A 16,935-nucleotide genomic window follows, 5' to 3' on the forward strand; every position below is an offset into this window, starting at 1 on the left:
ACGCGTGCTCGTGGAGTGCAGCGGTGGCTCACTCGGTGGTCTGATATGCGGTTTCCACACACTTTGCGCTTGACCCTGACTTTTTTAAATCAACCGATGTATATGTCTGCAATGATATTGAAAATGAAATACTTTGCAAAAAATATAACATAGATTTAGATGAAAGCGAATCTATTATAATTTCCAAACGGCATAAAATAGTTGCTTTTGAACCTATTTCGTTTCATGCTGTTTATGTAACCGTTGTTTTAGACTCTCGAGTATCATCGACTGTTTATTTGTATAAGTATAATAGAAAATATCGAAATTTACACTTAATGAATACGGTTACAAGATTTAATGATTGATTTTTCGCTGTCTATCGACCTAATTCCCAAAACTAAAATCTGATTTTTGTCTTTCGTTTGCAACCTTGTTTTTATAAAACCTTGTTCATAAGCATTTTACAACTCAAGAAAACTTTCGACTCCCATTGACGCCCCTTAAAGAACAAGCCCATTGGGAGGAGTGGGCATGCCTTACTCGCCCCGGCGCTTGGTAGGTAGCCCGAAGAAATTATTGCCTCCGATTTGGTAGCCTGTAGCTTTCCAACTGATGTGGGTGAGGGTGGGGTAAACCTCGCCATTCCACTTGTAGCCGCTGTCTAGTACGTCTACCCAGGATGACAAGTTCATCTGATAGCAACCCATTTCTCGATAAAATCGTCATAAATTTACCTCAAGAGGAATGTGGGCATGTAATGTTAACACATTTTGTAAAACTCTGAAATCAAGTACTTTCTGAATCTTCCTGCAACTCGTTATGAGTCAAGCCGAATTTCGGGGGGGATTTTCAGAAAATGACGCTAATTTTCACAATCTATTCATACACAATATTTAGGAGTCGCTAAAAATCACAGTCACAAAAAGGCTAGTCCGATAACCCGCCTTCCGGCACCATCCCGGGAGGCGGGATTTTTTGGGTCAAGCGCAAAGTGTGTTGAAACCGCCTATCAGACGGGTCAAGCGCAAAGTGTGTGGAAACCGCATATCAGACCACTGAGTGAGCCACCGCTGCACTCCACGAGCACGCATCGTCGGCATTTGAACCGTCTCACCTTGATCCGACACCTGCGCACCGCTCCTTCATCGTTCATGAAGTCGACGAGGCGTCGTCGATAACCGTGCGCATAGCTCGCGGCTCCGCAATGAGGACAAAGCGAGCTCTGATCATTTTTCAGAGTTACGTCATAAATAACTTCTCGACATGTTGCGTGCCGACCGATAATATTCAGGGACCGATTGAACACACCGGGCATGGTAGGAGATTTCTCCTCCATGCTCAATGTTTTTTCTGCCCCCTGCGTTGTTTTTCTCTTCTTCACCCTGCTCTGTTGCGGCGTCATTCCACACAATTAGCAGAAGAGCCACAAGTTGCTCGAGTTGTGACGGAGTCATGGCTGGCTAAAAATATGTATTGTCCCATATGCGGAGCTGATTTCTTGCATCAGTATACACCGAATAAACCCGTTGCTGATTTCTTTTGCAAATGGTGCCTTTCCGATTTCGAATTGAAAAGCTATAAATCTGCCGGGAAGAAAATTAAGAAGAAAATACCGGATGGGGCATACAATTCCATGATCGAAAGAATTACGTCGCTCCATAATCCACATTTGTTTGTGATGACGTACGCAAACATGAAGGTGAATAACCTGATTCTCATCCCCAATTTTTTCTTTATCCCTGAGCTTATTGAGCAGCGTCCGCCACTGAAAGACTCGGCTCGTCGTGCCGGATGGATCGGATGCAATATTGAAATTGGAAACATTCCCGACGTCGGGAAAATTGTTCTTGTGAAGGAAGGCAAGGAGAGGAGTAAGTCGGAAGTTGTAGACCAATACCAAGAGCTTTTAAATTTGCAGACGTCGAGCATCAAGAAACGCGGTTGGCTGTTCGACGTTATACAATGCATAGAAAAAATTAAGGTGAAGGACTTTTGTTTGGATGACATATATGCCTTTTGTGATGAGCTGGGAAAGAAACATCCGGAAAATAATTTTGTAAAGGATAAGATTAGGCAGCAGTTGCAGTTATTGCGAGATAAGGGATTTATTGAGTTTATGTCGCGAGGAAGATACCGCAAACTTCTTATATGAAGAAATTTATTTTTTACACAACCGAGGGGTATACTGAAGGACCGAACGGTTCTGAAGTCAATAATTGTCAATTGCTGGGTGAAGCTCGGGCAGATAATGCCGAAGCGGCATTCAGGAGCTTGCTGAGAAAAAATCCTTGGATAGAGGAAACCGGATTTGATGTAGGATCAGGAAAGATTGTGGCCCGAGAACTCGCCGACAGCGATTCCCTTTATTTTTGATTGCTCGCGTTTCTCGATTTAGCGCGAGCACAGGTGGCCGGGGTGCGTTGTGCGGATGGGGCGTGTTCTAACCGACGGTGATCCCATGCTACGCTTCCGCAGCCGGCGTGTCAAGCCGAGAGTTGACGGGACGTTGCGTGTGCGCGGTGAGCCGGAGCACGGGGTTGGCGGCGGCGGTCGGCGGCGGGTTCATGCGCTCGGCCTGTCTTCGGCTTTTCTCTGCTGAGGGGAGGGGACGCAACGGGGAAGGCTCCCCTGCCCCGGACGGCCTCGGACGGCCTCGGTCGCGCCTTGTCGCGGCCCCGGTCGAGCCTTGTCCCACGGTCGCTGCCCGGCCCGAGGCAGCGGGGCTGATGGGCGGCGGGATGGGCCAAAGGGTGTTATCGTTTGCGGTGCGGGATGGGGGAGGGGCTCGTTCCCTGCCCCGCATCCTCGGTTTTTTATTTCTCGGGCTCAGCGGCTGAATATGAGTTCTTGAGACAAGGTTTCGCCATTCTTTCCAAGGTGAGTTCGTTCCAGCTGTTTAAATTTGCCCTCTGAATCAAAGCGGAGCTTGTAGATGCATGATTCGCCATCTCCCATGTTTTCTCGGAAGGTATAAGGTGCGAGGCGCTCATATGTGAGGGTGTGTTCATTTGCCAATTTGCCGCTTCCTTCAAAGATTTCCCATGAGGTTGTTTTCAGTTCTTTTCCCTCGGGGTCAATGAGGTATTCCAGGATGACGAAGCGGGTGTTGTTTCCGTTCGGCGATCGGTATTTGGTTTGTGAGAGGTATTCGATGACGAGGATGCCTTTTTCTTCTTTGTAGAGTCCCGGGGTCGGGGGGCGAGAGAAGCCTTGGTTGTCGCGGCTTGATTGCGGGGGTGTTACGATGAGCGGGAGGGGGGCTGATGCGGCTCGGGTGTCCTTCTCTGCTGCGGATGAGCGGGGGTCTTGGCCGGAGGCAAGGGCTATTTTCAAGGCGACTTCCGGCAAGAAGGGTGCGCGAGTCCGCGGTATGATGATGGCATCGTGCAGAAGGTATTTTCCGTCCCTGTCTATTGTTACGGATTTGCAAAGGACAAACATTTCAGGCAAATATTCACGCCCTTCTTCCTGTACTTGGAAGAGATTCTGAGGTGCATCACAGTTGATCTCGGTGCTTTGACGGAGCTCTCCTTTGTATACTGTTTTTATTGTTCCCGTTATCTGATTTTCGCTTGCGCGTGCCGTTAAAAGCATAACGTAGGGGTAATCCTGTACCGTGCGCTTCATTTCGTATACAGCTCCGTCTGTACTACGTGCATCGCCTACTATTTCCCATCCGGTTATCGAGTCCGCATGCAAAGAGCCGCATAACGCGATGGCTGTCATCCAAAAGTATTTTTTCATGTGTGAAGTTTTCGGTTTGTTATATTCTGAGTTGTAGCGCTCTCTTCCGCACCGAGGCTCGCAGCTCTCATCAAGGGTACGTTCAAGATGCGTAAAATCTTTCACGTGTTCGGCTCTCTTTCTTCTTTTCGGGATTGAAAGCTCGAATTGATCATGGCTGATCAGAAGGTTTCAGTTGCCGGCAAAGCGATCCGAGTGGCCTCTTTCTTGTTGATTTTTACAGGGGAGACATGATCCCATAGGCCCATTCTCGGGCGGGATAGATGCATCTCTTCCACGTGGGCTTGTCCCGGTCGTTTTTGATGCAGAAGACGTTGCAGGATACGATGACGGCGTTCTCGACGTTGAATACGTAGAGATGACGATCGCGGATGAAGCGGTAGGGAATGCTTGTTTTGAGCTTGTACACAAAATGTGTTTGCGCTTTTTCGGCGGCCGGGGCATACAGGCGTTGCCTGTGTATGGTCAATTCCGTTCCGTCGGGGGAAAGTGAGCAGGATTCAATCATCAAGGTGTTGACGCCGTCGCGGCTCAATTTCGGCAGGGTATATTCGATGACGAGATGCCCGTTCTTGGGATTTACGTATGCGGGCAAAGGTTTGCGCGAAAACAGGGCTCCTTCGATGCTTGGCGGCGGGACTTCAAGTTCCGGGAAGTCTGACGTTTCCGTTATGTCTTTGCCGTGCGGCAGCCGAATGGCTTGGGGAAGCGGTCCTGCCCAAGGGAGGGGTGTTTCGCGCTCTTCCGCAGCCGGTTGTGTTTTGGACGGTGAAGCCGCAGGGTTCGTGCGTTGCGCTTGTTCTTCCGCACAGGCCATCGGAAGGGGCTCAGGAGGCTGAGGTGATGGGGAGCTGCCGGTTCCGGCTGCACGGAGAGGCAGGGAGAGGGCGATTACGGCTAATAAGAGTCTTTTCATATATGATTCACGGGGCGGGTTGGCCTTCGGTTGTTTTATACAAAATGCCGGATGCGCTGTCAATCTCAATCGGCCTGTTTTTCGTCGCGTTGCAAGAGGTGTCCTCGCGATTGAGAATGATGACGTATCCAAAACAGAAAAGGCTTGACGACGCAGGAGCTAGCGTCTAGACTGACAGCATGAACAGGAGTCTGCTCGCGCTCGCCTTTCTGATGTTCTCATGCCCATGCAGCCTGTGTTTCGCCGCCGCGGCCGAGGCCGCCGCAGCACTCGGACACGAAGAGCAAGAGACATTCGCGCCAATCTCTGTCGGCATGCCCTTGAAAGACGGATTGCACATGCTGCAACGCTGCCCCGATTTAGAAGCCGTTGAGCCGTACACCGGCGATGTTGCGCCGAGAGATGGGGACATGATTATCATGGTGACATGGAAACAATCAGGTGACGCCTTGTTCCTGATAGCGACTCCCCAAAACGAGCAGGGAGCCTACCTCATCAGCGAATTAATCATCTATCGCCATTGGAAAACGGATTGCACGAAACCCAAGAAGATGAGGGCCGGAAAAACAGAGCGCGTGCCTGTGTTTCCCTTGCCGTGAGCGCTGCGCCGCCGTACTTCCGGCGGAGGGAAACCTGCAGGGCTCATTCCCTGAATGACTGTGGCGCTGCGCGCCGATTGCTCCTTGGCATCCGGGAAAGCGGTCTAAACGATAACATAGAAAAAACACATGAAACTAAATCAACTTATCCGGATGGTGGCTGCCTGCCTTTTGGTGGGGACGTCGTCGTTCGCCGAGCAGGCAGGTTCTGACATTGAATGCCGTTCGGACAACGGTGAAACGGTTGCAATGCTGAGCTCGTGCTCGCCGGAGGAGGTCCGAGGTTATTTTCGCGAGGCCAATGCCGGTGTGGCCAGGGCGCAGAATGTTGTAGGCTCTTTCTACTTGCATGGTCTGCACGTCAAGCAATCCTACGAGGAGGCTTTCCGATGGTTCCGCAAAGCCGCGGAGCAGGGTGATATTCAGGCTCAATGTAACTTGGCACATTGCTATGACTATGGCTGGGGTGTCGAATTGTCCGAGGAAAAAGCCCTGTCTTGGTATCTTAAAGCCGCCAAGCGTGGGAACTTGCAGTCGCAGTACAACGCCGGTGTGTTTTATGCCTATGGGAGAGGCGTGCCTCGCTCCATGACGGAAGCGGTCAAATGGTTTCAAAAGGCAGCTGAGAGCGGAGATGCCGACGCTCAGCTCGCGTTGGGTAGCTGTTATGCGACAGGGGATGGTATTGAGCAGTCGAATGAAAAAGCCCTGTACTGGTATCACAAGGCAGCGGAACAGGAGCAACCTGAGGCAATGCGGATTCTCGGAGACTGTTATATGGGAAGCTTGTTCGGGCTTCAGAGGAACGCAGAAGAGGGTTACAAGTGGTATCGCAAAGCGGCGGAAAAGGGCAACGTGGATGCGGAGTTCCGTACGGGATACTGCAACTCTCATGGCTGGGGTGTCGAACAATCCAATCGTGAGGCCGCTCGGTGGTATCTGAGGGCCGCCGAAAAGGGAATGCCCCAGGCTCAATACAACTTGGGCCTCCTGTATGCGGAAGGCATTGACGGCCATCCCGACAAGGAAAAAGCCTTGTACTGGTTTCAAAAGGCCGATGAGCAGGGAGTGGATGCAGCCATCGAGCAAATCTGGAAGCTGAAATACTCCACCGAAGAGGAAAAGTAGTCCAAGGGACGTAAAGGCCTCAAGTCTTTCCCAGGAGCGGCAGCAGCCGCTCCTTTTGTTGTCGGCCGCCGCAACACCTCGGGCAAGGGCGCTCTTCCCATGAGGCAAAGCGGCGAGGGCATGGATGCTGAGTTCGGCCCTCTGAGTTCGGCCTTCTCTTCACAAAAAGGGCGCCGAAGGGTGACACAGGGCCGAGCTGCGCCGTTGACGTCTGTATCATGAACAACATCATCCTGACACTCGGCAGCCTTTTCAGCCTCATGGCTGTTGCCCCGGCCTTTTCCGCAGTGTTCCCCTTGGGGGCAAATGATTTCGATGCCTGGAAGGAAGCCACGGCCCAAGCTATGGAACCGGATTTTCTCACGACGACCTCACAAGATGTCAGAGCTCTGTTTGGGGAGCCGAGGACGGTGGGCGACTCCGAGCACGATAATACATATGTCTATTCCTATTATTGTCCGAACAATTTGCCCCGGTTGCAGCGTCTGCGACAGGTCTATCCTCAGAATAAACGCGAGCGCATCCGGCTTCTCTTGGAGTTTAAGTTTCATAAAAAGGACGACAGGCTGATGTGCGTGCGACTCGTGCCATGCGAGTCCCCTCGCCCGTACCGGAGGCCGGCTAAGCTGTCTGACGACGGGCTTCCGTGCGGACTCTCCGCACGGGAAGCTCTGCGCCGAGAGGCTTGAAATCGCGCACCCTGCGAGCCGCGGTCCGTCCGCCGCCCTGCTTTTCCGGCTTGCAAAAAAGCCTTCGACGGGGTAAAATGGCCAGCGTACTATGGAAGCCGAATACACGGAGGACGCAATTCAAACGCTTGACTGGCGCGAGCACATTCGACTGCGCCCCGGTATGTACATCGGCAAGCTCGGCGACGGTTCGATGCCCGACGACGGGCTCTACGTCCTGCTCAAGGAGGTGATCGACAATTCCATCGACGAGTTCGTGATGGGCGTCGGCAAGAAGATTATCGTCAATATCAGCGATGACGGTCTCTGCGAGGTGCGCGACTTCGGGCGCGGTATTCCTCTGGGTAAGCTTTTCGACTGTGCGGCTCGCATTAACACGGGCGGCAAGTACGACGGCGAGGCTTTCAAGAAGTCCGTCGGTCTCAACGGCGTGGGTATCAAGGCGGTCAACGCGCTCTCGGAGCGTTTTGAGATTCAGGCATACCGCGACGGTCAGACGCGGCGCCTCGTGTTCCGCAAGGGGGAGCTTGTCGAGGGGGAGGATGTGACGGAGCCGACGGAGGAGGCAAACGGCACGCGGGTTGCTTTCCGCGTCGATCGCACGATTTTCGCGGCTGATGCGACTTTTAATGCGGATTTTGCACAGCGGATGTGCCGCTATTACTGCTACCTCAACCCGGGGCTGACGATTCGCTTCAACGGCAAGTCGGTGTCGTCAAAGAACGGGCTGCTGGATTTGCTCAGTGAGGAGATGAAGGAGGAGCCGCTCTACCCGCCCATTCATTTGGTGGGGGAGGATATCGAGGTGGCTATCACGCACGGCGACCAGTACGGCGAGCAGTATTACTCGTTTGTCAACGGGCAGCACACGACGATGGGCGGAACGCACCAGAGTGCCTTCAAGGAGGCTATCGTCAAGACTTTGCAGAGTTTCTTCAAGAAGCCTTACGATTCGGCGGATATCCGCGCGAGTATTGAGGCGGCTATCAGTATCAAGGTGATTGAGCCTGTCTTTGAGTCGCAGACGAAGACGAAGCTCGGCAGCAATGTGATGGGTCCCGGCAAGGAGACGATTCGCACCTTTGTGATGAATTTTCTGAGCCGCGAGCTCGATAATTACCTGCACCGCGCCCCGGAGGTGGCAGCGGCGATCGAGGAGAAGATCAAGGATTCGGAGAAGACGCGCAAGGAGGTGGCCGGTGTGACGAGCAAGCTGGCCAAGAGCCGCGCGAAGAAGGCGAAGGTGCACACGAAGAAGTTGCGCGATTGCCGCGTTCACTATGATTCAAAGCATAAGCGGGCGGCTGAGACGATGCTTTTCATCACCGAGGGCGATTCGGCCTCGGGGTCGATTACGACGGCGCGGGATGCCGAGACGCAGGCGGTCTTTTCTCTGCGCGGCAAGCCGGCCAACAGTTTCGGTATGAACCGCGCCGCTCTCTTCGGGGAGAAGCGCAATGAGGAGCTCGATTTTCTGCATCTGGCGCTCAATATCGACCGCAGTATCGACGAGTTGCGCTACAATAAGGTTATCATTGCGACGGACGCGGATGTGGACGGGATGCACATTCGCCTGCTGCTGCTGACCTTTTTCATTCAGTACTTCCCGGATCTCATCCGCGATGGGCACCTCTTTATTTTGCAGACGCCGCTTTTCCGCGTGCGCAACAAGCAGAAGACGCTTTATTGCTACAGCGAGGCGGAACGCGACCGCGCCGTCAGGCAGCTGGGTAAGTCTCCGGAGATTACGCGCTTCAAGGGGCTCGGGGAGATTTCTCCCGATGAGTTCCGCGGCTTTATCGGCGAGGATATACGGCTGCAGGAGGTCACGCTTGAAAACGCGCACAATCTGCGCGAGATTCTCAGTTTCTACATGGGCGACAACAGCGACGAGCGCCGCCGCTACATTATTGATAACCTTCGTGTCGAGGAGGATCTCGTCGACTGACAGGCCGAGCCTCGCCCGTTTTGCGTCTTTGCACCGCCTCTTTTCACCATCTTTTTCACCGCGTTTTTTCAACATTCAGACAACACTCCAACCATGAGAACTCTCATCATTGCCCGTCACGGCAACACTTTCCGCAAGGGGGAGACGCCCACGCGCGTGGGCGCACGCACCGACCTCGAACTCGTTGAAGAGGAGAGGGCGCGCGGCATCGGTCTCTATCTCAGCAAGCTCGGTCTCGAGCCGACTCGCATTCTGGCGGCTCCTCTCAAGCGCACGATGGCCACGGCTCAGCTCGCAGCAGAGGCTATGGGCAGCAGCTGCCCCGTCGAGGCGGATTCCCGCTTCATTGAGGTGGACTACGGCCCCGATGAAAACAAGACGGAGGATGAGGTGATGGCGCGCCTCGGGCGCGTCGCCTGTGCGGCCGAGGGTACGGATGCGGATCAGCTCAGCGCGGAGCAGCTTATCGCCAAGGGGGCATGCGCGATCGACGCTTGGAACCGCGAGGCGATTGTGCCGGATTCTTGGAGGGTTGATGTGGAGGCGATTCGGCGCAACTGGTTCGAGCTGGCGAGCGAGGTGCCGGAGGGCGCTACGCTGCTCTGCGTTTCGTCCAACGGTACGATCCGCTTCGCCCCCTGCATCACGGGTGATTACGAGGGTTTCTGCGCTTCCCATGATATCAAGGTGCCGACGGGCGGGGTCTGTATTTTTGAGTCCCGCGACGGGCGCAGCTGGCAGTGCCGCGAGTGGGGCGTCAAGGCGTTCAAGTGTCTCTGATGGCAGCGGCGGTCGTCGGGTGGCGGCCGCCCTGTTTTTCTCTTCCGCTTCTCGGGTGTTATGAAGGCCAAGGCCGCTCACTGGATTTCGGAGTTCCGGCGCTTTGCGCTCAAGGGCAATGTGATTGATATGGCTGTCGGTGTGATCATCGGCGGGGCCTTCGGCAAGATTGTCTCGTCGCTGGTCAACGATGTGCTCATGCCCGGGTTCGCGATGCTCTACGGCGGGACGAAGGGTATCGGGGAGCTCTGTTACCGCGTCAGCGATGCGGCGGATGCGCCCGTTATCAGGTACGGGGCTTTTATTCAGACGACGATTGACTTTCTGCTCGTCGCGCTGACGATTTTCATCATGCTGCGCGTCTACTGCGCGATGGCGTCGCGCCTGCACCGCGGGGAAGAGCCGGCAAAGCCCGCCGAGCCGGTGCCGCCGCCCGTGCCGGAGGATGTGGCGCTGCTGCGTGAGATTCGCGATGCGCTGACGAGGAAGGGCTGACGAGGAGGGGACGACGAGAAACTTTCCGACGGCTCGCGCTCCGGCCTTCCGGCCCTCGCTTTCAGGATTTCATGAACAAGAAGCAGCTCATCGCCCGCGTTCGTCTATTGATGGGGCCCGGCGCCACGCGCAGCACGGCCACGGCTTCGGTCGATGCCGTGCTCGATTCTTTGGCCGAGCTGGCGGAGGAGGGTCCGCTGCATCTCGCCCACTTCGGCACTTTCGAGGTGAAGGAGCGGGCGGCGACCAAGGGGTATGATATTGCGCGAGCGAGCATGCGTCCCCGCGCGGCCTGCCGCTATTTGAGCTTCCGCCCCTCGGAGAGTCTGGCTGCTTTGGCGGCTCTCTGCCCGCTTCCGCGCCCGAGAGGGGGGAGCGAGGGGGATCAAGGGGAAGCGTGAGAGCTGCAAAAAGCCGCCGACGGCGCGAGACCGACGGCGGCTTTTCGTATGATCCGGTGAAGGGAGTGGCCGGAGGCTCTCGCGTTTTACTCGACGCGCAGGGCTTTGGCCTGCTCTTCGCTCAGCTCAATGCAGTTCCAAGGCAGGCCGTAGCGGTTGAGGGCCTCCATGAAGGGGTCGGGGTCGTTCTGCTCCATGTTGAAGACGCCTTTGCCGCCCCAGACGCCGGAGAGAATCAGGCTGCCGCCGATGGCGGCGGGCACGCCGGTCGTGTAAGAGATGGCCTGCGAGCCGACCTCCTTGAAGCACTCCTCGTGGTCGCAGATGTTGTAGATGTAGAGGGCCTTGTACTGGCCGTCCTTGCGCCCCTGAATGACGCAGCCGATGCAGGTGCGGCCGTGCGTGGTCTTGCCGAGGTCGCCGGGGTTGGGCAGCACGGCTTTGAGGAATTGAAGGGGCACGATTTCCACCCCGTTGTACATGACGGGGTCGATGCGGGTCATGCCCACGTTCTTGAGCACGGTGAGGTGGTTGATGTAGTTGGGCGAGAAGCTCATCCAGAACTGGGCGCGACGGATGGTGGGGATGTGCCGCACCAGAGACTCCATCTCTTCGTGATACATGCGGTAGATCTCATAGGTACCCACGCCGCCCGGGCAGGTGAAGGGGCGGTGCAGGCTCATGGCCGGCGTCTCGCGGAAGTCTCCGTCCTCCCAGTGGCGGCAGGGGGCCGAGACTTCGCGGATGTTGATTTCCGGGTTGAAATTGGTGGCGAAGGCTTGGCCGTGGTCGCCGCCGTTGACGTCGATGATGTCCAAATACTCGATTTCATCGAAGTGATGCTTGAGCGCCCAAGCGGTGTAGACGTTGGTCACGCCCGGGTCGAAGCCCGAGCCGAGCAGGGCGTAGAGGCCGGCTTGCTTGAAGCGATCCTGATAGGCCCACTGCCAGCTGTACTCGAACTTGGCGACGTCGCGCGGCTCGTAGTTGGCGGTGTCCATGTAGTTGCAGCCCGCCGCGAGGCAGGCGTCCATCAGGGGCAGGTCCTGATAGGGCAGCGCCACGTTGAGCACGAGGTCGGCCTTGACGGCTTTGATGAGCGCGACCGTCTGCTCGACATTGTCGGCATCGACTTCATGCGTCGTGATCTGAACCCCTTCCCGTGCCAGCACGTCAGCGGCGATCGCATCGCACTTGCTCTTTGTGCGGGACGCGAGGTGTATCTCTTTGTAGACCTCCTTCATCTGAGCACACTTGTGAGCCACGACGTGGCCCACACCGCCGGCACCGATAATGAGTACAGTATTCATCGCAGCAAGAGATTGCACCATGTGCGGCGTCAAGTCAAGTCCAAACGCCCCGCGGGCTTCAAAAAACACGCAGGTCCGCGCGGCTCTCTCACCTCGCGCTCATTCCGGCGCCGAGGTGCTGCCGGGCCGAGGCTCGCGGCGCTCACGCGTTCTTGCCGCGCGAGGCGACCGGGCGACGGCAGTCCCCTGCCCGCTCCCTTCCCGTCCCCCTGCCCCCGGCCTGAGCGCTCGCGAGCGGTTTCGGCTTGGGCGCCTGACGGCCGCTTCGCCCTTTGAGCCCTTTCGGCTTCAGCGCATGAAGAGGCGCAGCATGCGCAGGCTCAGCTTCGTGAAGGGATGGTAGCGGAAGGGGAGATCGAGCCAGCAGGCCTTGCGCAGCACCGATTTGCGGTGCGAGAAGGTGTCGAAGCCGGCCTTGCCGTGGTAGGCGCCCATGCCGCTCTCGCCGACGCCGCCGAAGGGCAGGCCCGGGACAGCGAGGTGCACGATGGTGTCGTTCACGCAGCCGCCGCCGAAGGAGAGGCGCTCGAGCAGGCGGCGCTCGATGCTGCGCTCGCTCGCGAAGATGTAGCAGGCCAGCGGTTTCGGGCGCGAGAGCACGAAGGCTTCCGCATCGCTCAGCGAGTCGTAGGGAATCAGCGGCAGCAGCGGCCCGAAGATTTCTTCCTGCATGCAGGGGGATTCGGGGCTGACGTCGCCGAGCAGAGTGGGCTCGATGTGCAGGCTCTCGGCATCCGAAGCTCCGCCGCTCAGCACGCGGCCTGAGGCGAGAAGCCCGAGCAGGCGGTCGAAGTGGCGGCGGTTGATGATGTGCACGTAGCGGCTGTTGAGGCAGGGTTCATCGCCCAGCATCCCGGCCACGGCGGTGCGGAAGGCTTCCGCAAAGGCTTCTTCGCTGCCGCGCGGCAGCAGGACGTAGTCGGGCGCGACGCAGGTCTGCCCCGCATTGAGGATCTTGCCGAAGGCGATGCGGCGGGCGGCCAGCTCGATGTTGGCGCTCTTGTCGATGATGCAGGGGCTTTTGCCGCCGAGCTCGAGGGTCACGGGGGTGAGATGGCGGGCGGCGGCTTCCATGACGATGCGCCCCACGCGGGCTCCGCCCGTGAAGAAGATGCAGTCGAAGCGCTCATCGAGCAGCAGGCGGCTCTGCTCGGCATCGCCCTCGACGACGGCTACGTACTCCGGCGGGTACAGAGACGCGATGAGCTCGGCTATGGCTTTCGAGGTGGCGGGCGCATATTCCGAGCACTTGATGATGCAGCAGTTGCCGGCGGCTATCGAGGAGATCAGCGGGTCGAGGCTCAGCAGCAGCGGATAATTCCACGGGCTGATGACGAGGCTCAGGCCGTAGGGCTCGGGCAGTACGCGGCAGCGGGACGGGAAGTGGGCCAGCGGCGCAGCGACGCGCCGGGGCTTCATCCACGAGCGCAGGTGGCGCAGGGCGTCGCTGACGCTGCTGCGCAGCATGCCGATTTCGCTCATGTAGGCTTCTTCCAGGCTCTTGCCGAGGTCTGCGCGGAGCGCCGCCGCGAGGTCGGCTTCCTGCTCGATGAGAGCGTCGCGCAGGCGCTTGAGTGCCTGTTTGCGAAAACTGCGTTCGAAGGTGACGCGCGTGCGGAAGAAAGCGCGCTGTGCTTCGACTAAGGCGTTGATTTCTGTCGCCGTCATCATGGTTTCCAATCGCTGTTGCGTGAGTGCTGCTGCGTGAGTGCTGCTGCGTGAGTGCTGCTGCGTGAGCGCTGTCGTTGTTTCGGTTTTAGTAGGCGTTTCCGGGTCAGTAGGCGGATTCGAGGATGGCTTCGATCCGAGTCTCGTCCGCCGCGCGGGGGTTGACGATGATGGAGCCGTCGTTGACGGCCAGCTCGGCCACGCGTGCAAATTGCTCGCGCTCCACCCCGACCTCGCGCAGGCGCAGCGGCAGCTTGGCGAGCGCGGCCAAGCGCTGCGCGAGCGATTCAATGGCCTCCACGGCCGCTTGGGCGCGTTGTGCGGGGGCGACGCCGAGGGCGGCGTCCATGCCGATGAGGTGGGGCAGAAGCGCGGCGTACGCCTCATCCGCGCGTCCGAGGTTGTAGCGCATGACGTGCGGCAGCAGAATCATCATGGCCGTGGCGTGCGGCACGTGGCAGACGCCGCCGAGCGCATGCCCGATGGCGTGCACCAGCCCCACCATGGAGTTCGAGAAGGCGATGCCGGCCATGGTGGAGGCCAGCGCCATTGCGTAGCGAGCCTCGCGATCCTTGCCCGAGACGACGGCTCGCTCCAGGTTCTGCATGATGAGGCGCATGGCCGCGCAGGCGTAGGCGGTGGAGAGGGGATTGGCCTGCAGGCAGGTGGCCGATTCGACGGCGTGGCAGAGGGCGTCAAAACCGGTTCCGGCCGTGGGCGAGGGCGGCAGGCCCTGCGTCATTTGCGGGTCGAGCACGGCGACGTCGGGCTCGACGAAGGGGGAGAGAAACTCCATTTTCACCTGCGTGACGTCGTGGCGTATCACGGCGACGCCGGTGCATTCGGAGCCCGTTCCCGCCGTGGTGGGGACGACGATGAAGGGGATGTGGCGGCCGCGGTTGAGGTTTTCGACGCCGGCGAGGGTCAGCAGGTCGCTTGCCTCTTGCGAGAGCACGAGGCGCACGCCCTTGGCCGTATCGATGACGGATCCGCCGCCGACGGCCACGAGGGCATCAGCCCCCATGTCGCGGTAGAGTGAGGCAATGCGGTTGACGACCGCGAGCGATGAGTCGACGGGGATTTCCGAGAAGACGCCCACCGCCGGGCAGCCTTCTTCGGCCAAGGCGCGCTCGGCGAGAGCGGCCGTGCCGATTTTGGCCAACACGGCATCGGTGAGCAGCAGGGGGCGCTCGGCGCCGAGGTGGCGCAGTTCATCGGCCATGCGCGAGAGGGCACTGTCGCCGCAGAGCAATTTGACGGCATTCTGGAACTCAAAGTACGTCGGTAGCATGTCTCAAGTCTGTGGGTTGAAAAGGTTCGGAGCAGGAAGGAGCGGGAGGGAGCAGAAGGGAGCAGGAGAGGGGATGGAGAGAGAGGGAGGGAGGAAGCGAGGCGAGAAAGGGGACGGGAGAGCGAGGGAACGCGCACCCGCAGGGCGAAGGTGCGGGCAGCGGGGCGGGCTGACGAGCAGGGTTCAACTGCGCCCCGTCAGGCAGACGCCGGCCACGGCGCCGTAGAGGAGCAGCGGCGAGCACTCGCGACGGGGCACGTCGGTCATCATGCGCCGCGTCATCCACGCGGGGAAGAGGTAGGCTTCGACCAGATTGATCAGTCGCGCGAGGCGCATCACGTCCGCAATGTCGCCCTGAAGGGTGAAGGCATGCTGCGCGTAGGCCTGCGCGAGGCCCATGCGCCCGGTGAACATGCTGAAGGCCAGCTTCATGGATTTAATGCGCAGCACGCAGGCGCCGGCGGCCGGTTCCCGCAGGCGCCGCAGATGGCCGCCGCTCCACTGCACGTGCAGCTGAGGCCCGCTCGCGGCCGCCAGAACCGAATAAGCCGCGCCCTCGGGCAGGCGTTCAAACTCGCGGCGGGCTCGGGAGTCGCGGGAGCGCAGCGCCACGAGCGCGGCGTAGAGCACGCGCAGCACGATGCGAACGACGGCAGCCTGAGCGGTGCGCTTCACGGCGCCACCTCCCCGCGCTTGGCCGAGGCACGCGTCAGGCGATCCATCATGGCGCAGCCGAGCCCCTGCATGGGCAATGTCTCAGCCACAATCACGTCCACCCCCTCGCACTCGTCCATCGCCCGCATGACGGCAAAGAGACGCACCGCCGCCTCGGCCAAACGCCCGCTGCCCGGCGAAAGCATCATCAGCTCAGCCCAGCAGTCCTGAGCAGCCAGCGGCGAATCACCTTGGTATGAAATCAGACCGTAGCGCAGGCCCTCTTCCGGCGTGAAGGGCTCGCGTGGGTCGTGCAGTAGAAGAGGCTTTGTGGGGGCGTAGTGGCTCTTGAGCTGCCCGGGCGCGTTGGGGTGCGCCTCGTCACCGTCCGCGGCGCTTTTCGCTGCCTTTTCGTTCTTGCGCAGCACGCGGCAGATGCCGCGCAGCTTCTCGCGCGTAACGGGGCCTTCGCGCAGGAGGCGCACGGCGGGTTTGCCTTTCTCGTCGAGGCAGGGCTGCAGGATGGTGCTCTCGAGCCCTTCCGAGCAGGCTCCGGCATCGAGCACCAGCGGTATCAGCCCGCCGAGCTCCTTGAGAACCGCTCCGGCCGACGTGGGAGAAATGTGCCCGAAGCGATTCGCGCTCGGCGCGGCAATCGGGTGCCCCAGCGCCTTCGCCACGCCGCGCATCACCTCGTGACTCGGCACGCGGCAGGCCACCGTCGGCAGGCCGCTGGTGACGATGTCGGGCACGCAGTCTTTGCGCGGCAACACAAGCGTCATCGGGCCCGGCCAGAACTCGCGAGCAAGCGTATCCACCAAGGGGCGCAGCTCATCGGGCACCTCGGCAATGTCGTACACCGCCTTGGCGCTCGGCAAGTGGCAGATCAGCGGGTCGAAGTTCGGGCGCTGCTTGACGGCAAAGACCTCCGCCACGGCCTCCGTGCAGAAGGCGTCCGCCCCGAGGCCGTACACCGTTTCCGTCGGCAACGCCACGAGGCCGCCCTGCGCCAGGACGTCTGCCGCCTCTCGGTACACGGCACGGCAGTCATCGAGCAAATCCACCTCTATTACGCGAGTGTTCATGCGTGAATGATAAGCGTGCAGGCCCCGAAAGTCAACGCTAAAGCAGGCTTTCAGGCGAGCGGAGCACGCGCCCGCCGCTGCCCCCGACCGGGGCTCTCGCATCCGAGCGCTTCCCCATGACGCAAAAAATCGCCGAGCGCACACAATCACTGCTTGCATCGCAGCGCCCGAACTGCTACCATGCAGGCGCCTGATGCTCCGCCGCGCCGAAGCCGGCGCGGAGTCCTTCAGGGTCGCTCCGTCCA

17 protein-coding genes are annotated in these 16,935 nt (G+C 58.9%); 9 read left to right on the plus strand and 8 right to left on the minus strand.

Annotation, left to right across the window (positions count from 1 at the left end):
* Window positions 1-518: 518 nt before the first annotated feature.
* Window positions 519-668, minus strand: a complete 150-nt coding sequence (locus tag AC6UAL_RS03560) for a DUF2924 domain-containing protein (protein WP_500681991.1) — start codon at window positions 666-668, stop codon at window positions 519-521.
* A 584-nt stretch (window positions 669-1,252) separates the two neighbouring features.
* Here AC6UAL_RS03560 and AC6UAL_RS03565 point away from each other — a divergent pair.
* Together AC6UAL_RS03565 and AC6UAL_RS03570 are read left to right on the plus strand one after the other, a co-directional pair.
* Window positions 1,253-2,134 (plus strand): DpnI domain-containing protein, encoded by an 882-nt coding sequence (locus tag AC6UAL_RS03565; protein ID WP_500681992.1) that lies wholly within the window; start codon window positions 1,253-1,255, stop codon window positions 2,132-2,134.
* On the plus strand, window positions 2,131-2,355 hold the full coding sequence (locus tag AC6UAL_RS03570; protein ID WP_500681993.1) for a hypothetical protein: 225 nt from the start codon (window positions 2,131-2,133) through the stop codon (window positions 2,353-2,355). The genes AC6UAL_RS03565 and AC6UAL_RS03570 overlap by 4 nt, the downstream gene beginning before the upstream one ends.
* 453 nt (window positions 2,356-2,808) lie before the next feature.
* Here the strand turns inward: AC6UAL_RS03570 and AC6UAL_RS03575 are convergent, their stop codons facing one another.
* Both AC6UAL_RS03575 and AC6UAL_RS03580 read right to left on the minus strand, forming a co-directional pair.
* Window positions 2,809-3,726 carry a hypothetical protein gene (locus AC6UAL_RS03575; RefSeq protein ID WP_500681994.1) on the minus strand — a complete coding sequence of 306 codons (918 nt, stop codon included), beginning with the start codon at window positions 3,724-3,726 and terminating at the stop codon, window positions 2,809-2,811.
* A 217-nt stretch (window positions 3,727-3,943) separates the two neighbouring features.
* Window positions 3,944-4,642 (minus strand): hypothetical protein, encoded by a 699-nt coding sequence (locus AC6UAL_RS03580; RefSeq protein WP_500681995.1) that lies wholly within the window; start codon window positions 4,640-4,642, stop codon window positions 3,944-3,946.
* A gap of 179 nt (window positions 4,643-4,821) precedes the next feature.
* Here AC6UAL_RS03580 and AC6UAL_RS03585 point away from each other — a divergent pair, with 179 nt between their 5' ends.
* The 7 genes from AC6UAL_RS03585 (at window position 4,822) to AC6UAL_RS03615 (ending at window position 10,682) form a co-directional block, all read left to right on the plus strand.
* On the plus strand, window positions 4,822-5,241 hold the full coding sequence (locus AC6UAL_RS03585) for a hypothetical protein (RefSeq protein WP_500681996.1): 420 nt from the start codon (window positions 4,822-4,824) through the stop codon (window positions 5,239-5,241).
* 129 nt (window positions 5,242-5,370) lie between these two features.
* On the plus strand, window positions 5,371-6,369 hold the full coding sequence (locus AC6UAL_RS03590; protein WP_500681997.1) for an SEL1-like repeat protein: 999 nt from the start codon (window positions 5,371-5,373) through the stop codon (window positions 6,367-6,369).
* Window positions 6,370-6,587: 218 nt separating this feature from the next.
* Window positions 6,588-7,058, plus strand: coding sequence for a hypothetical protein (locus AC6UAL_RS03595; RefSeq protein WP_500681998.1), 471 nt, complete (start codon window positions 6,588-6,590; stop codon window positions 7,056-7,058).
* A gap of 91 nt (window positions 7,059-7,149) precedes the next feature.
* Window positions 7,150-9,006 (plus strand): DNA topoisomerase IV subunit B, encoded by a 1,857-nt coding sequence (locus tag AC6UAL_RS03600; RefSeq protein ID WP_500681999.1) that lies wholly within the window; start codon window positions 7,150-7,152, stop codon window positions 9,004-9,006.
* Between the two features lie 93 nt (window positions 9,007-9,099).
* Window positions 9,100-9,786, plus strand: a complete 687-nt coding sequence (locus AC6UAL_RS03605) for a histidine phosphatase family protein (RefSeq protein WP_500682000.1) — start codon at window positions 9,100-9,102, stop codon at window positions 9,784-9,786.
* A gap of 60 nt (window positions 9,787-9,846) precedes the next feature.
* Window positions 9,847-10,281 (plus strand): large conductance mechanosensitive channel protein MscL, encoded by a 435-nt coding sequence (mscL, locus tag AC6UAL_RS03610; protein ID WP_500682001.1) that lies wholly within the window; start codon window positions 9,847-9,849, stop codon window positions 10,279-10,281.
* A gap of 71 nt (window positions 10,282-10,352) precedes the next feature.
* Window positions 10,353-10,682, plus strand: coding sequence for an HU family DNA-binding protein (locus tag AC6UAL_RS03615; protein ID WP_500682002.1), 330 nt, complete (start codon window positions 10,353-10,355; stop codon window positions 10,680-10,682).
* 86 nt (window positions 10,683-10,768) lie between these two features.
* Here AC6UAL_RS03615 and AC6UAL_RS03620 read toward each other — a convergent pair whose 3' ends face one another.
* The 5 genes from AC6UAL_RS03620 to AC6UAL_RS03640 all read right to left on the minus strand — a co-directional run bounded on the left by AC6UAL_RS03620 (window position 10,769) and on the right by AC6UAL_RS03640 (window position 16,690).
* Window positions 10,769-11,992: a saccharopine dehydrogenase family protein gene (locus AC6UAL_RS03620; RefSeq protein ID WP_500682003.1), complete on the minus strand. Its 1,224-nt coding sequence runs from the start codon at window positions 11,990-11,992 to the stop codon at window positions 10,769-10,771.
* A 288-nt stretch (window positions 11,993-12,280) separates the two neighbouring features.
* Window positions 12,281-13,663 carry an aldehyde dehydrogenase gene (locus AC6UAL_RS03625; protein WP_500682004.1) on the minus strand — a complete coding sequence of 461 codons (1,383 nt, stop codon included), beginning with the start codon at window positions 13,661-13,663 and terminating at the stop codon, window positions 12,281-12,283.
* 103 nt (window positions 13,664-13,766) lie between these two features.
* Complete coding sequence (locus AC6UAL_RS03630; protein ID WP_500682005.1) at window positions 13,767-14,951, minus strand: iron-containing alcohol dehydrogenase; 1,185 nt, start codon at window positions 14,949-14,951, stop codon at window positions 13,767-13,769.
* A 183-nt stretch (window positions 14,952-15,134) separates the two neighbouring features.
* Entirely contained in the window at window positions 15,135-15,626 is a 492-nt protein-coding gene (locus AC6UAL_RS03635) for a hypothetical protein (RefSeq protein ID WP_500682006.1), read from the minus strand.
* Window positions 15,623-16,690: an L-threonylcarbamoyladenylate synthase gene (locus AC6UAL_RS03640; protein WP_500682007.1), complete on the minus strand. Its 1,068-nt coding sequence runs from the start codon at window positions 16,688-16,690 to the stop codon at window positions 15,623-15,625. Before AC6UAL_RS03640 ends, AC6UAL_RS03635 begins: the two co-directional genes overlap by 4 nt.
* Window positions 16,691-16,935: the final 245 nt, after the last annotated feature.

The sequence above is a fragment of the Candidatus Parakkermansia intestinigallinarum genome (genome assembly GCF_944389695.1).
Taxonomy (GTDB): domain Bacteria; phylum Verrucomicrobiota; class Verrucomicrobiia; order Verrucomicrobiales; family Akkermansiaceae; genus Akkermansia; species Akkermansia intestinigallinarum.